The organism is Candidatus Methanomethylophilaceae archaeon, assembly GCA_017524805.1.
In the GTDB taxonomy this organism is placed as follows: Archaea; Thermoplasmatota; Thermoplasmata; order Methanomassiliicoccales; family Methanomethylophilaceae; genus Methanoprimaticola.
In genome coordinates, this window is record JAFXUX010000005.1 from 1 (window position 1) to 14,008 (window position 14,008).

Genomic DNA, 14,008 nt, shown 5'->3' on the forward strand with positions numbered 1-14,008 from the left:
GGCGAAGTTCGCCGTCACCGTCATGTCGCCGGTCACGGTGCCCGAGGGTATGGTCCAGCCCTTGAAGCTGTAGGTGTACTTGCTGGTCGGTGATTTGGGCGATGCCGCGCACTGGTCCTTTCCGACGTTCAGAACGTTGCCGTCCGCCGATATCTCGGTACCGTAGGGGACGGTGAAGCTGGCCCTGCTTAACGAGCCGTAGTTGGCGTTCTTGGCTACGGTGACGGTGTAGGTGGCAGTCTTCCAATCGGCGTAGAACACCCTGTCGTCGTAGGTCATGGTGGACGGTATGTCTACAAAACGGTTGTTGTAGATCCACCCGTTGAAGACGTGCCCGGGCCACTCAGGGTTGTCCGGCTTCGGGACGGGGGCGCCGTAGTCGAGGACGATGTCCTCTATCTTGGTCGCCCCGGTGTTCTTGAAGCTGAACCTGTGCTGATCCACGCTCCATACCGCATACAGGATGACGATCTCGTTCTGGGCTTCAGCCAGGTCCATGACCGTTTGGCTGTCCTCGTAGACGACGCTGCCGCCCTTCTCGGTGGACCATCCGACGAACGAATAGCCGGTACGGAAATATTCGTGGGTAGCGAGCCCGCATCCCGTGCCGAAGTACGCGACCATGTCGGGCATGCTCCCCCCGACGCCGTCGGCGCCGGGATCGAACCTGATGTAGTACTGCCCCGTGGTCCACTGGGCGGTGAGCGTCACTTCCGCGTTCTGAGCGCAGGCTAGATTCTTCACGAACAGCGTATCCAGTCCGGCGCCGTACTTCTCGCCGGCCTCCATATCGCTGAACGGTCCGTACTCCGAATCGGACTGCTCCGCATACGACGTGATCTCGCCCTGGTCCCCGAGAATCCATCCTTCGAAGAACACGTTCTCTTTTTCCGGCGCGGAGACGGATATGACTGCTCCGTATAGCGCGTTGACGTGGGTGGTTCCGCCCCGGCCTCCGTTGAAATCGAAATGGACCGTGTACGATATGGGGGCCCACATCGACGTCATGGTGACGGTCCCGCCCAAGGCGGAGCAGAGGGACGAGACGAAGGTGTCGTCGCCCCCGGAGAACAGCTGGCCTTCGGATATGAGATTGTCCACCGAGTCGTCGGTGGAGCCGTACACGGCGGCGGAGTAGTCGGCATCGCCGCCGAGAAGCCATCCGCTGAACGTGTAGCCGGCATTTTCCGGTGTGAGGATCTCATAGACCTCCTTTTTGGATAGCTCGATGCTCTGCCCGCCGTCGATGATCAGCGTGTACTTGGGCGTCCAGAGGGCGTAAAGGTCGTAAGTCTCGATATCGCCCTTCCACGTGTATCCGTCAAAATAGGGATTGACCTCTTTGTAGATGTATACCGATTTCCCACCGTTATCGATTATCATGTTCCCGGCGGGCACGCCGTCCTTGCCGGGGGCGTCGTAATACCCGTCGAACCTGTAGTCGTCGCTCCCGATTCCCATCTGTTCCAGGTCGAGATCGGGGAAGAACTGATCGTAGGTGGCGGAAATCAACATATCCCCCACGACCCCCATGTTGTGCAGGGTGACCGTGGTGACGTGCGGATTCCACACGGCCTTGAGGGTGACGGCGGAGTTCTCGTTGATCCAATGTCCGAACTCGTCCGTGAACCCATCGACGGAGGCGACGAAACAAGGGCTGGCGGTAGAGCCGGTCTGGGCGATCAGCAGATCTCCCTGCGGGGTCACGTATCCGACGAAGTAGAATCCCGTCTTGTAGGGCTCGACATAGGACTTGGGAAGTTCCGAGCCTATGTTGACGCTCATGCTCCCGCATTCGCTCTGGCCCCCGTCCAGGTCGAAGGTGACGTTGGTGGAGCCCACCGCCTTGGCGGTCACGGAGTAGGTCTGCATCCCCGCTATGGGGGTGTACACGGATCCGGAGACGTCGAACCCGGCCGCGCAGTACAGGTCTCCGTCGTCGAAGGAGACGGTCATGGAGGAACCGAGGGGTACGGTGGCGTACCTGGTGTATACATTCCTGTCGACCGTGGCGGTGACTCCGGTCCCGAGGACCACGAAGGCGCCGTCCCATCCCGCGTTAAGGATCATGATGAAATTGTCCCCGAATACGTCCTCCACCTTGGCGTCAGGAGAGACGAACCTGCCGTCGTCGAACCATCCGGCGAAATTGCCGAGGGTGCTGCAAACGATGTCGGAGCACCCGATAGTGAAGCCATCGGAGACGACCTTCCTGAGCTGTATGCCGTAGTCCGGCCCGAAGTCGAACACGACGGTGCGGAGACCCGGAACCTGCACCCAGGTGCGCTTGCCGTCCATTGTTGCAGAGTGCCAGACCTTCCCGTCCACATCGGAGAAGAGCTGCCCGTCCGAGACTTCCGAAGCATCCAGGCCGGGAATGAGGGGTTTGTATGGGTCCCCGGCGAGGAATACCACGCCGTCGATGGTATCCCCGTTGAGGAAACAGGACATAGGCCCGTCGTCGGAGACGGACATTTCGACCTCTATCACTAGGGATTTGGCATCGCCGGGGCTGAACGACACCATGTTCTTGTCCGGGACGATCATTATCCCGGCTTCGCCGGTGACGAGGGTATTCGTCCCGGGGGAGGCCTTGACTATGCGGGCGGAGTTGATTCCGTCCCCGTACACGAGCTCGAGGTCGTCGGGGAGGATTATGGTGTCCTGCCAGTTGTGAGAGAACACGTCGTCGCCTATTCCGGCGATGGGATACTTCCCGCTGGGTATGTCGCTGACGAACTCGACGTCCCTGATCAGATCCCTGACGTTGTAATAGTTCTCGGAACCCGGGACTCCCTCGATGACGAAGAAGCAGTCGTCTCCCTCCAACATCATGCCTTCGGAGGTTCCCCATACCTTCAGATGGCCGTCTACCATGATCCATGCATAGCCGTTTCCATCCGAACCTTTATTTCCGCTGAGCACGTACCCGAATTCCAGATCCGGGCCGACCTTCTCTTCTTCGACGATGGCCCCATTGTCAAGCAGCGTGTCCTTGGAAATGGAGGTCTTTATTTTCACGAAGTTGATGGTGTCGTTCCATGGGGCAGGGGCGAGGCACATGTCGCCGAAATCCGTGTTCGAGTCGCAGCGGAGGTCTACGAACGTCAGGCTGTCCATGTCGCTCAGAGCGTAGTCCGCGATCTTCTTGACGTTCTCCGGTATGACGAGCTGGACGATGGCATCGCACCCGGAGAAACAGGAAGACCCGATGGTCGTCACGTTGCTGGGGATGACCACGGACTGGAGCGCAGTGCATTCACTGAACAGCCCTTCCTCCATAGTCATATATCCCGGGTTCTCTGGAAGCCTCACGGAGACCAGCCCCGAGCCGAAGAACGCATTACTGGCAATGCTGGACACGGAGTCCGGGATGTACAATGACTTGAGCGAATGACAGTATTCGAATGCGCCCCCGCTTATCCAACGTACCGATTCAGGGATGACCACGTCAGTCAGACGGCTGCAACTGCAGAAACCGCCCCAGTCATCAGAGGGGCCTATGCCCTCGATTCCCGGCGAGAGAACTACGCTCACGAGATTACTATAATTGTAGAAATTAACGTATTGGATGTCGTATTCATGGCCGTCCGGACTGGTGACACTGGCCGGAACCGTTATACTGAACACTCCCGCCTCTAGGCTGCATGCATATACAGTATCCGAATCGAGGATTCTGTATCCTATGTCGCCGACGGTGAAATCCCCGTCCAGAGCGTTCGATTCCTGGGCATCGACGGTAATAAGGGCCGCTGACGCGACAAGAACCGACAGGACGAGGAGCATGCGGACAAGAAAGCCCAAGTTGGCAAGACCCGCGGCGCACGACTAACCGATCAATTCGCTTTTCATTCGATCACCTATAGTGGCAAATTCCCCATCTCGTCTGATTTTGAAAGGAAAAAATCGCCATCTGAATATCATATGTGTGAGAACGTTTAAAAACGTAGACCAGCTACGAACAGAGTTCTAGCATAGGACTCGACCCATGTAGATGTGGGGCTGACCTCCCTGACCACATAGCCCCAGGCATATAGTCCCCCGGTGCGAAGTTTTCGGAAAGGAACTATGAAGAACACTATTTTGCCAACGGCCGCCGGATTAAGGTCGAGCAGGCCGTCCGGCTCCTGGTCGGGCGAAAGCTGATCATGAAGGAGCCGAAGTCTTTCGGGTCCGGGAGGACCATGGGGAAATCCGAGATGCGGGCCGAGCTGATTGACCAATGGAACGCAGAGTGCGGGCATCCCGAAAGGGGTTTCATCTTCTTTTCCACGACGCGCGCCGGCGCCCCGGTCCATCCGGATTCGATAACGACCCACACCCGCAGGCTGTCCCAGAAGCTGGGGTTCCACTTCTCCCTGCACACCCTGAGGCATACCTTCATATCCAAGGCTCTGACGATAATCAAGGCGGATCCCAAGACCGTGCAGAGCATCGCCGGGCACAGCGACTGCAGGGTAACCATGGACATTTACGCAAGATCTGAGACCGAGGCGAAGGCCGAAGTCCAGAGGTCCTACGAGGAATACTTCATAGGATGCGTCTCCAGACCTGCAACAAATCTCAATGATGCTGACGAGAATTTCAGCCTAGTATCTTACGCCGCATCGATTATTTCGACGCAAAATCAAATATCTTCTAGATCAAAACTAGATCAAAAAATAGCCGCGGTTTCCACTGGAACCGAAAAAACCGACGGTTCTTTATAAGCAACAAGTGGAAAAAATGGAGCCACTTGAGGAATTCGAATCCCCGACCTGCTGATTACAAGTCAGCCGCACTACCGGGCTATGCAAAAGTGGCAACATTTCGCCATATATCGATTCCGCATATATGCTTTTCTTATCGTCTGGATTATATTTTCTTTTAATTCGGGTTCCGATATATTTAAGAAAAGTGATGGCATCGCAGGCTCATCCAGTTCATTAGAATTAAGGTGTATATATATGGCAGACGAAGCAAAGAGGCTTATTCGTTTCAATTTCAGATCGTATATCGCAGATGAGGACAGGCTCTACGACACCAACATCGCCGAGGCCGCCAAAGAAGCGGGAATCTACAACGAGAAGTATCCCTATGAGCCCGTCGCTCATATCACCGGAACTGACAGGCTTTTCAAGGATCTCGAGGACGCTCTCGCCGCGGCCGAAGTCGGCAAAGAATACGAAGTCACCATCCCCTGCGAGAGGGCTGCCGGAGTAAGGAACCCCAAGAACGTGGAGTACTACCCCCTCAAGAACTTCCTCAAAGAGGACCAGTACCCCCAGCCTGGAATGACCGTCAACATCGGCAACAAGAAAGGAACGATCGCCTCCGTCGGAGCCGGCCGCGTCAAGGTCGACTTCAACAACCCGCTTGCCGGCCACGACCTCATGTACAAGTTCACGGTCACAGAGGAGATCACCGATCCCGTCGAGAAAGCGAAGGCAATCGTCGAGGCCGATTTCTCCATGGCCGATGGATTCGAGTTCGAAATCGCCGAAGACAAAGTCGTCGTCAAAGAGCCCGATCTCTGCAAATACGACAACAACTGGGCCATTGCCAAGTACAAAGTCGTCACTGACCTCAGGTCCGTCTTCGGCATCGACAGGATCGAGTTCCTGCAGGTTTGGGACATCCCCAAGAAAGCCGAAGAAAAGAAAGAGTGAGCTTCGAAGCCACGATCCATTGCCGGAGGGAACCTTTCCTCCGGCCTTTTCATCTATACTCGAAATAGACCTCTTCCACCGGGCCTATCCTAAGATTTTTCAGGGTTTCGAGCTCGAATTCCTCTCTGTTTCCGGGTATTCCTCTCATAATGACCCTGATGTTTCTGAGCTTCACGCTGTCTTTGCTGAGAGGTATGGCGCCTCCCATGTCCGTGAACGCCTGGAGCTCATTGCTCAGCCTCTCTATGGCCTTGGTCATCATCGGCGAGAATCCGTTTTCGTATGCCGCCGAATGGATCTCCAGAGTTTCGAATCCCATGATCCTTTCCGAGATCTCGGGGAAACCATCCTTTATGGCGCATTTCCCCGGCGTCTCGGTCAGGCAGCGGACACAGCCGACGCATCTGCGAAGCTTTCTCCCCGACAACGATGCGGCGGCGGGGCTTTCCGGTTCTGAGGCATCATCCGTAAGAACGAATGCATCTGTCTGCTGTCCCATGCTAAGTCAATGTATGCGTCACTTATAAAACACAAGTATCGAATTGATTTCGCTGTTCAGTTTGCTGCTGTTAGCCCTCCTTTTCTGGGATTCTTTGTACCACCCCTTGTCCGACAGGCGCTGCTTCGGCAGAGGCATGAGCACAGTTTGATATTGTACCATTCCAACCATCCTGCTCCTGAGAGCAAGATTACATCCTCTGCTGAATATAATAACTCTATTTTGTTATTATTGTTATTGATGTTATTATAGTTATTCTAGCATCAAACCGTGTAGAACGTGTCGATGACGGTCTTCCCGCGTTCGGTCAGAGAGTATTTTCCGTTCAGCGGATTCTTTTCTATCCACCCATATCTCAGCCATTTCGACACGAAATCCCTTTGGTAATAGACCGCCTCGGTCTGACGCTTGGTCGTTTTCATGTTCGCCGACTGTTTGACGTCCCTGTACCAGATCTTCTCATCCTTGAGGGCTTCAATCATGACGGGCGCGGAAACGGTTTTCTTCTCGCTTATGAGTCTGTCCATCGTGCGAAGCCCGCGGACAAGATGCTCCTCAGGCATGTCTATGCTGTAATTGGGCAGCGTCCTGGGTTCCCCGGCTTTCTTGGTCATACCTACAGGTTTCCCATCGGAGAAATACACCTCTTTCATCATCTCTCTGCTGACCGTGAATTCCTGGCTGTTCACGGTGAAAGGGACGGTGCCTTTGACCATCATCGATGCGATTGTCGATGCCGCAGTGTATTCAGAGGTTCCGGCCGAGACGTTGACGTAGATTTCGCATCCTTCTTCGTCGCGATTCTCCGTCTGAAGAATGTTCAGAACGGTCTTGAGCATCTCGCCGAAATTGTATACGGTTGCGTTGTGCTCTACGATTTCCACCTTGCGGGGGAGGTCTTCGATCAGCTCTACGACGCGGTTGTAGAACAGATTGTAAATGTTGTCCGAATCCAGCGGATCCTTCGAGAAATGTATGAGGTGGATCCTATTGGTTTCGTAGAATTCCAGGGGCGAGACGATTTTGTCGGTTTCGAAAGTCACGCACGCGACCATTATTCTTTTTCTGCGGCCGGTTCTCATGATAAAATGAGAGCATGCGATGACTTAATTCTATCTGTTAATAATGAAATTATTGTAATTATTATAATCGTGCCGGTAAACGCTCTTGTCCCAGATTCCAGATTTTGTAGCCAGAATGGGCGGCCATTTTTGTTCTTCAGAGAAAAATTTATTAATAGCGGCAACTTCACGTGATTCAGTGGACAGGTGGCCTAGTCTGGATATGGCAGCAGCCTCCTAAGCTGCAGGCCGGGGGTTCGAATCCCCTCCTGTTCGCCATTTTTTCGATAGATGACAAAGAGGAGCCTGGGCATGGATAAGATCGGTTGCAGGGTTCTTATCATAGGCTCGGGTCCAGCGGGAGCTTCTGCGGCATACCATCTTTCTCGGCTCGGTGAGAAAAACGTCCTGATGATCGAAAAATTCTCGGAGAAAGCCTATCGCAGATACCAATCGATATGCGGGGAGGCCGTCAGCGATAGGATGATGAAACGCGCAGGAATAGAGACGTCCCACATAATCCGCCGGGTGGAGGCCATAGAGATCGTCTCCAAGAACGCCAGTTCGACGCGCATCAAAGTCAGCGGGGCCATCGTAGATCGCGCAGGGATGTTGGAGGAGCTTATTTCCAGATCCGGCGTGAAACGCATCAGAGCTTCGCTGAGAACCGTATCCAGGCGTCCCGAAGGCGGTTTCGTGGCGCATACCAGCGAGGGGGACATCGAATGCGATGTTATCATAGGGGCGGACGGGGCGCATTCCACGGTGAGAAAATGCATATTCGGCACCCGCCCAGAGCAATTGGTGCCGGTGATAAATGCCGTAGTGCCCGGAAATTCCGACGGAACGCTGAGATTCCGCATGGAAGCCGGGGATGACGGGTTCTACAGCTGGGATTTCCCATCGGCAGAAGGGAAGAAATCGATCGGATTCAAGAAGGGCTTCGGCACGATCCCTATTGATTCAGAGCACGGCGCCCGCTGCATACCGATCGGCCGTCTGCCGCACGCAGCGCAGGATGGGTGCTTCTTGGCGGGAGACGCCGCCGGGCTCCCGAATCCTCTGAGTTATGGCGGAATAGGCGCCGCTTTGGTATCCGGGAGAAAGGCAGCAGAGGCGGCGGCCTCAGGCGATTGGCGCAGGTACGATTCATGGGTCGATCATGACAGGGCGTTCGACAGGCGCTTCATGGATGCCCATAGAAAAGTAAAATTATGGACCGAAGAAGATATAGAAGTAGCGATGCGTCCGCTGTCCGGAAACGCAACTATTCTTAAAGGTTTCTTTGCGATGCTTCGTCATCCGCGTTTTGCGCGCGTATATATGGCTTGTTGGCTGGGATTCCGCATTGGATGGTAAGAGTACTTTGCCGGAAACATGCGCATTTAATTTATTCTGCCTAAACGTAATACATTTGTGCGTAACTTAAAATAAAGGATTTGCGGGCGAGAGGCGCCGCGGATTCCGAGGTCAGACGCATCCGCTGGAAGCAAGGGCAGATCCGAAAAGAGATCGGAGATGCTCCCATCGCATCCCTTCGCGATGGCGCCGCCAGCCTGTCGGCGCTGCTTCCTGTGGGTAACGGGCTGCCAGCAACAAGAAGAAACGAACGCAGTTCCTTCGAAGGAGAACCGATTTAATGTGAAGAGAGGAAGAGAGATAGGATGTGGTATGGATGGCTGGACGCGCACATGGAACCCCCATGCATTGTTGCAGATGCAATTACGATTGGTTTCCCCGCGGGGACGAACTTCCGAAACGCTGCCCGGAATGTCGTTCGGTCAAATGGAACAGCCCAAGCTTGCCGATAGAGTGCCTTCGGTGCGGGCACAAATGGAATTCCCAGAGGGGAAATCCTTTGCGCTGCCCTTTTTGCGGTTCAAAATGCTGGAATGTGCCGCCGAAGAGGAATGTTTGCATGCAATGCGGTTATGAATGGACGTCATTCAATTCTAACCGCCCGGGGAAGTGTCCCGAATGCGGCAGCAAGAATTGGGATTCGGAGAGGCAGGAAATCGGGCATCAGATTTCCAAGCAGACTCCGAAGATCGATGGAAGCATAAGAAAAAGGATATACGAGCTGGATCGCGGAGGCGCTTCCTGCGTTCAGATAGCCATTGAGACAGGCGTTTCCTGCAGCGCCATAATGAGCATGCTGAAAAACCGGGATTCGATGGACCCGATCCAAAACAGATGATTTCGCCGCCCTAAATGATAAGATGTGCGGGCCCGTGCAAGGGTGCCTGCTTATGCGGAGCCCGCCCGAAACTTTGCCGATCGCTTACTCCGGGAGATTGTTTTTGAGTTCGTCTATCTTCTTCAGAACCTCGACGAATTTCTGGTGCTCCGAGTCGGCGGCCGCTTTGCAGTCCAAGAATTGCTCGTGGCACACCTGGGCCTGCTCGCGAAGCTTAGAGGCCTCGTCCATGAGCTGGCACATTTTCTCGTGGTTGGCCTGACCTTCCGCGGACATCTTGACCACGATCTGGTGGTTCTCCTGCGCTTTGGCCCTCGCATCTCCGGCATCGCCCAATCCTCCGCGGGCCTTGATCTCAGCAGCCATGTCATTGAATTCCTGGCGCTTCTGTTTGGCCTCTTTGGCCGCAAGATTGCATTCGTCCCTTTTCGAGCGGTAGACTGTGGCTTCGGAAGACAATTCTCTGGCTCTCTGCTGGAGCTTATTGCGTTTCTCGGCGAGCACGGAAGCCTGCTGGTGGTATCTGTCGCGGGATTCGCGGTATCTGTTCGCCTGCTTGCTGAGCTCAGCGGTCATCTCTTCCAGGCTGCGGAGGTCTTCCTCGATTATGTCCGATATCAACCGATCACTGCCGGATGCATGGCCAACTAAGAGATAAAGCGTGCGCCCCGGAAACCGTATGGCATCCATATGGAAGCGGAGGTTCCGGAACGGATCGAACCGCCGTCTTTCTATGAGCTTTGGATACCTCAAACGTAAATATGGAGCGGATATAACCGAGTCCGATGAGCGATGAGAGCTATCGCAAATGCATGACATGCAGGCTCTGCAGGCACCTGGGGGAAAAATGGGAATGCATCCCGGAAGGCAGAGCCACTGAGCCGACCTCGTCCTGCGGAAGATACCGTCCCGGATGCTGCGAAGCTTGCGCCTCATTCGTCGAGGGAAAATGCATGCTGACCGGAAGGGAGACATACGATCTGGACGTGTGCCAGTTCTACGACCCGTCAGGCCTTGTCTGACGTGCGATCCTTCCTGTTGGCCAGAACGTTCTTGATGCTGGCTTTAGCTTTGGCCTCGCCAGTTATGACTTTCTTGGCGGACTCGGGTATGCCATAATAGACGATATTGTCGCACAGCGATTGGTTGCCCTGAAGCGAAGGCCTGATCTTGGAATAATGCTGCTGAAGACTTCCCACGGTCTCGCTTACGACGGAGGTCAATTGGTAAAGGTTGGAATCTATGAACGATCTGGCGTTGATGAATCCGGTTTCAGGGAGGAATGGGCTGTATGTCCCGTCCATGAAATCGTCATTAAGATCGTCTATGGCATCCATGATGTAGACCGAGGCCGTGAGCTCCTCGAAAATCCTGTCCAGATCATCGCTGGAGAAGTCGCCGGCTATGTCTTTGAGCGCACCGGTCAGCCCTCTGCCGAAGGTGAGGCCCATCTTTCTGGCATCTTTGCAGCCGGCCAGCTCGAGGTCGCGGAGGGCGGAGAAACCTTCGCCTACCATCCTGTCGTATTCGGGGTATTGCTTTGTGGCTTTTTCTATCGCTCTCCCGAGCGCGACGGAAATCGTCTTGGTCTTGATGGACGGTTTATCGGTCTCGTCGTCGAAGAGCTCCCATTTGGTCAGTATGACGGTGTAAGCCGCCATCTTCCTCATGAGATCCGAATCCGCTTTGGGGGAGTCCAGGACGCATATGGTCTTGGTGGTGGGTCCGAAATCCAGGGAATCGCCCATCAGTCCGGAGAGAAGGATTGTGTTGAATGTCATGTCGAAATTCACGGTCGCGGTGCTTGTCAGCCCGAAGCCCGCTCTGAGTTGGTGGCACCCTTCGCAGTAGTATTTGCGGTATCTCTTAAGGTCAAACGGCTGGAGCCTTTGGTAAGAGGGGACCGTGTATCCGAACATCGGCTGACCATCGCGGGCAACGATATAATGGTTGCCGGTTGCGCACGGTTATAGGTGGCAATCTTCGGCGCCCGCATCCTTCCAGAACAGTCTGGCCAGAGGCAAATAGGACCTGAAAATGGCTTCAAATTCGCTAATACTTAAATATCGGAAAACAGTACAGCGTTCATTAACCGAATATAAGATTCGGACTGGTGAATGAAATGTCTAGCGATGCCGCTTCCGTAGACAAACTTGCAGCACTTTATGAGAGCCAATCCCCCTTGGCGTTCACTGCGCTCGCTTTGGAGGGCCTTCCTGAAAGCGATCACGCTGAGCGCTTCGACAAAGGGGAGCACGAGGGACTTTCCAAATGCGATTACAGCTGCTGCAACGACAAAGGTTGCTGCAATTCTGCCGGATGGTATGCCTGTCTCGCTGGCGGCATCATTTGCTGCTGCGCCTGCTGCTGCTACATAACGCACGGGTTCAACGGCGTCTGGACTTATTGGCCCTTCTGATCGGGGAAGCTCGCCCGCGGTATCGCAAGCGGCAGGGGCTTCAGCATGAAAGATTATCTTTCTGTGGTGATCAAGCCAACCCTTTTTTGCGATACCAGCTGCAGACACTGCTACCACACGCCCGAAGAGCGGGTAAAAGGCAGCATGTCCTTGGCAACCGTAGAGAGCATAATGAAGCGCGTCTCCGAGGAGTACGAGGCCGCGTGGTTCATATGGCATGGGGGAGAACCCCTGACATTGCCATTGTCCTTCTACAAGGAAGCAATAGCAATCGAGGAGAAGTGCTTCGGCAAAGGCTCCTTCCGCTGCGGGAATACGATACAGACCAACGGCCTGAATCTCAACAGGAGGCTGATGGCATACTGCAGGCAGAAGCAGATCAACATCGGCGTCTCGTATGAAGGCCCATACAACAGCGTCCTGAGAGAGGGCGACGTCTCCAAAGCCATCGCATCCCTTTCGGACAAGGACAACAAATATTCGGCCAGCGCGACCATCTCGGCGGAGACGGCATCCCATCAGAAAGACATCTACCGCTATTTCCGCGACAGGAAAACCGACGTGTCCCTTTCCCCAGTCATCCCGGCCGGGTGCGCCAAATGCGGCGGTCTGGTGCCGGACCCGGACGAATTCATAAAGGGAAGCATAGAGGCCTTCGACGACTGGCTGTTCGATGCCGGCTCTGAGATACCTCTGATCCCGCATTATCTGTATGTCCTGAATTATCTCGGCGAGCCGGTCGCCTCGGATTGCGCGCATACGTCCTGCCTTACGAAATGGATCTGCGTCAATCCGGATGGGTCCGTCTACCCCTGCGCCAAAGCCTGCCCTCCGGAATTCAGGATGGGGAACATCAACGAAGTCGCTTCCATCTCCGAGCTGTTCAGATCCGAGGGTTTCGTCAACATCCTCCGCGGTTCCATAGAGAGGCGCGAGAAATGCAGAGACTGCGAGATCTACCGCTATTGCGGCGGCGGATGCAGCATGGATTTCTATCACGAATGCGGGATCGAGAACAATACCGGAGACTCATGCAGGATTTACAAGGAAATCTTCTCGCATGTGGCTTCTGAAATCCAGAAGATACTGGACGAGAAGCCGGATATGTCCGGATACAACCGTTTCGTCCGGGATGCCATCATAGGCAAGCTGGTCAATCCCAAATCAGTAATACAATGAGAGCCGCCCGTCCGGACGGAATCGAGCGGCAAATAAATCAGCGGGCGGCGATCGCATCCACTTCAATTTTAGCGCCCTTAGGCAGCGAGGCGCATCCGACGCAGCTTCTGGCCGGATACGGTTCGGAAAAGAATCCGGCATAGATCCCGTTGACTTCGGGGAAAGCGGACATGTCCGTCAGATAAATGGTGACCTTCAGGACCTTGCCCATAGACGACCCGGAAGCTTCTATGACGTTCCTCAGATTCTCCAGAGCCTGTCTGGCTTGGTCGGCGATAGATTCCGGCATCTTCCCGGTGGCCGGGTGGACAGGTATCTGCCCCGACGCGTATACTATCCCATCGCTTTCTACGGCCTGCGAGTAGGGCCCCGCCGCCGCTGGCGCTTTGTCTGTGCTGATTTTTTCCATGGTATCAATACTCTATGCCTTTTCTGGCGCCTATGCCTTTGTCGAACGGATGCTTCACCAGCCTCATCTCGGTCACGAGATCGGCATAATCCACGATCTCCTGGGGGACGCCCCTTCCGCTGAGGACCACTTCTGTGTTCGGAGCGCGTCTTTCGAGCATGGCTATGACTTCCTGGGGGCCGATCAGACCGAATTTCATCGAATTGTTGATCTCATCCAGTATGACAAGGTCGTATCTGCCTGAGGTAAGGACTTCCTCGGCCTTCAAGATGCCTCTTTTGGTGAGCTCTATGTCCTCATCGCGGGTGATCTCCCTCCCAGCCATGTGGTCGGCTCCCATGGGGACGATCTCGAAATTCGGGATCAGCTCCGCAGCCATATGCTCCCCGTATCCTTTGGCGGGCTTGAGGAATTGGAGCATGATGACGTTCAGCCCTCTTCCGGCGGCCCGGAAGGCGAGCCCGAGGCAGGCGGTAGTTTTGCCTTTGCCGTTTCCGGTGTAAACCTGGACCAATCCCAGCTTCTTTTTGACTTCAGCTTCTGCTGCCATGGTACTGGATGATGGATGCACTTGCACGGTTTTAATGGTGGCGCAG

At 54.7% G+C, this 14,008-nt stretch carries 15 protein-coding genes and 2 tRNA genes; 8 read left to right on the forward strand and 9 right to left on the reverse strand.

The window, feature by feature from the left end; translation table 11 throughout:
* Positions 1 to 3,804: leucine-rich repeat protein (locus IKP20_00780; GenBank protein MBR4503513.1), on the reverse strand; the 3,804-nt coding region annotated here is incomplete at its 3' end.
* Between the two features lie 296 nt (positions 3,805 to 4,100).
* Here IKP20_00780 and IKP20_00785 point away from each other — a divergent pair.
* On the forward strand, positions 4,101 to 4,709 hold the full coding sequence (locus tag IKP20_00785) for a tyrosine-type recombinase/integrase (GenBank protein MBR4503514.1): 609 nt from the start codon (positions 4,101 to 4,103) through the stop codon (positions 4,707 to 4,709).
* 17 nt (positions 4,710 to 4,726) lie between these two features.
* Here IKP20_00785 and IKP20_00790 read toward each other — a convergent pair.
* Positions 4,727 to 4,803, reverse strand: a tRNA-Thr gene (locus tag IKP20_00790).
* A gap of 143 nt (positions 4,804 to 4,946) precedes the next feature.
* Between IKP20_00790 and IKP20_00795 the strand changes: the two genes are divergently transcribed.
* Positions 4,947 to 5,648, forward strand: a complete 702-nt coding sequence (locus IKP20_00795; GenBank protein MBR4503515.1) for a peptidylprolyl isomerase — start codon at positions 4,947 to 4,949, stop codon at positions 5,646 to 5,648.
* 49 nt (positions 5,649 to 5,697) lie between these two features.
* On the opposite strand, the gene IKP20_00800 is transcribed toward IKP20_00795, so the two are convergent.
* From IKP20_00800 to IKP20_00810, 3 genes are all read right to left on the reverse strand, one after another.
* A complete protein-coding gene (locus IKP20_00800; protein MBR4503516.1) occupies positions 5,698 to 6,147 on the reverse strand; it encodes a hypothetical protein in 450 nt (149 codons plus the stop codon).
* A gap of 18 nt (positions 6,148 to 6,165) precedes the next feature.
* On the reverse strand, positions 6,166 to 6,309 hold the full coding sequence (locus IKP20_00805; GenBank protein ID MBR4503517.1) for a hypothetical protein: 144 nt from the start codon (positions 6,307 to 6,309) through the stop codon (positions 6,166 to 6,168).
* Positions 6,310 to 6,410: 101 nt separating this feature from the next.
* Positions 6,411 to 7,229 (reverse strand): hypothetical protein, encoded by an 819-nt coding sequence (locus IKP20_00810; protein ID MBR4503518.1) that lies wholly within the window; start codon positions 7,227 to 7,229, stop codon positions 6,411 to 6,413.
* A 180-nt stretch (positions 7,230 to 7,409) separates the two neighbouring features.
* Between IKP20_00810 and IKP20_00815 the strand changes: the two genes are divergently transcribed.
* From IKP20_00815 to IKP20_00825, 3 genes are all read left to right on the forward strand, one after another.
* Positions 7,410 to 7,487 (forward strand) — tRNA-Arg (locus IKP20_00815).
* Between the two features lie 33 nt (positions 7,488 to 7,520).
* Positions 7,521 to 8,567, forward strand: a complete 1,047-nt coding sequence (locus tag IKP20_00820; protein ID MBR4503519.1) for an NAD(P)/FAD-dependent oxidoreductase — start codon at positions 7,521 to 7,523, stop codon at positions 8,565 to 8,567.
* Positions 8,568 to 9,126: 559 nt separating this feature from the next.
* Positions 9,127 to 9,405 (forward strand): hypothetical protein, encoded by a 279-nt coding sequence (locus IKP20_00825; GenBank protein MBR4503520.1) that lies wholly within the window; start codon positions 9,127 to 9,129, stop codon positions 9,403 to 9,405.
* Between the two features lie 84 nt (positions 9,406 to 9,489).
* Here IKP20_00825 and IKP20_00830 read toward each other — a convergent pair whose 3' ends face one another.
* Positions 9,490 to 10,026 (reverse strand): hypothetical protein, encoded by a 537-nt coding sequence (locus IKP20_00830; GenBank protein ID MBR4503521.1) that lies wholly within the window; start codon positions 10,024 to 10,026, stop codon positions 9,490 to 9,492.
* 164 nt (positions 10,027 to 10,190) lie between these two features.
* On the opposite strand from IKP20_00830, the gene IKP20_00835 reads away from it, so the two are divergent.
* Positions 10,191 to 10,427 (forward strand): hypothetical protein, encoded by a 237-nt coding sequence (locus IKP20_00835; protein ID MBR4503522.1) that lies wholly within the window; start codon positions 10,191 to 10,193, stop codon positions 10,425 to 10,427.
* Here IKP20_00835 and IKP20_00840 read toward each other — a convergent pair.
* Positions 10,413 to 11,324 (reverse strand): hypothetical protein, encoded by a 912-nt coding sequence (locus IKP20_00840; protein ID MBR4503523.1) that lies wholly within the window; start codon positions 11,322 to 11,324, stop codon positions 10,413 to 10,415. The two genes, IKP20_00835 and IKP20_00840, sit on opposite strands and share 15 nt — an antisense overlap.
* Before the next feature lie 194 nt (positions 11,325 to 11,518).
* Between IKP20_00840 and IKP20_00845 the strand changes: the two genes are divergently transcribed.
* Together IKP20_00845 and IKP20_00850 are read left to right on the forward strand one after the other, a co-directional pair.
* Positions 11,519 to 11,824: a hypothetical protein gene (locus IKP20_00845; GenBank protein ID MBR4503524.1), complete on the forward strand. Its 306-nt coding sequence runs from the start codon at positions 11,519 to 11,521 to the stop codon at positions 11,822 to 11,824.
* 45 nt (positions 11,825 to 11,869) lie between these two features.
* A complete protein-coding gene (locus IKP20_00850) occupies positions 11,870 to 13,003 on the forward strand; it encodes a radical SAM protein (GenBank protein MBR4503525.1) in 1,134 nt (377 codons plus the stop codon).
* 37 nt (positions 13,004 to 13,040) lie between these two features.
* On the opposite strand, the gene IKP20_00855 is transcribed toward IKP20_00850, so the two are convergent.
* Positions 13,041 to 13,412, reverse strand: coding sequence for a RidA family protein (locus tag IKP20_00855; protein ID MBR4503526.1), 372 nt, complete (start codon positions 13,410 to 13,412; stop codon positions 13,041 to 13,043).
* A 4-nt stretch (positions 13,413 to 13,416) separates the two neighbouring features.
* A complete protein-coding gene (gene cobO / locus IKP20_00860; GenBank protein ID MBR4503527.1) occupies positions 13,417 to 13,962 on the reverse strand; it encodes a cob(I)yrinic acid a,c-diamide adenosyltransferase in 546 nt (181 codons plus the stop codon).
* Positions 13,963 to 14,008 lie beyond the last annotated feature (46 nt).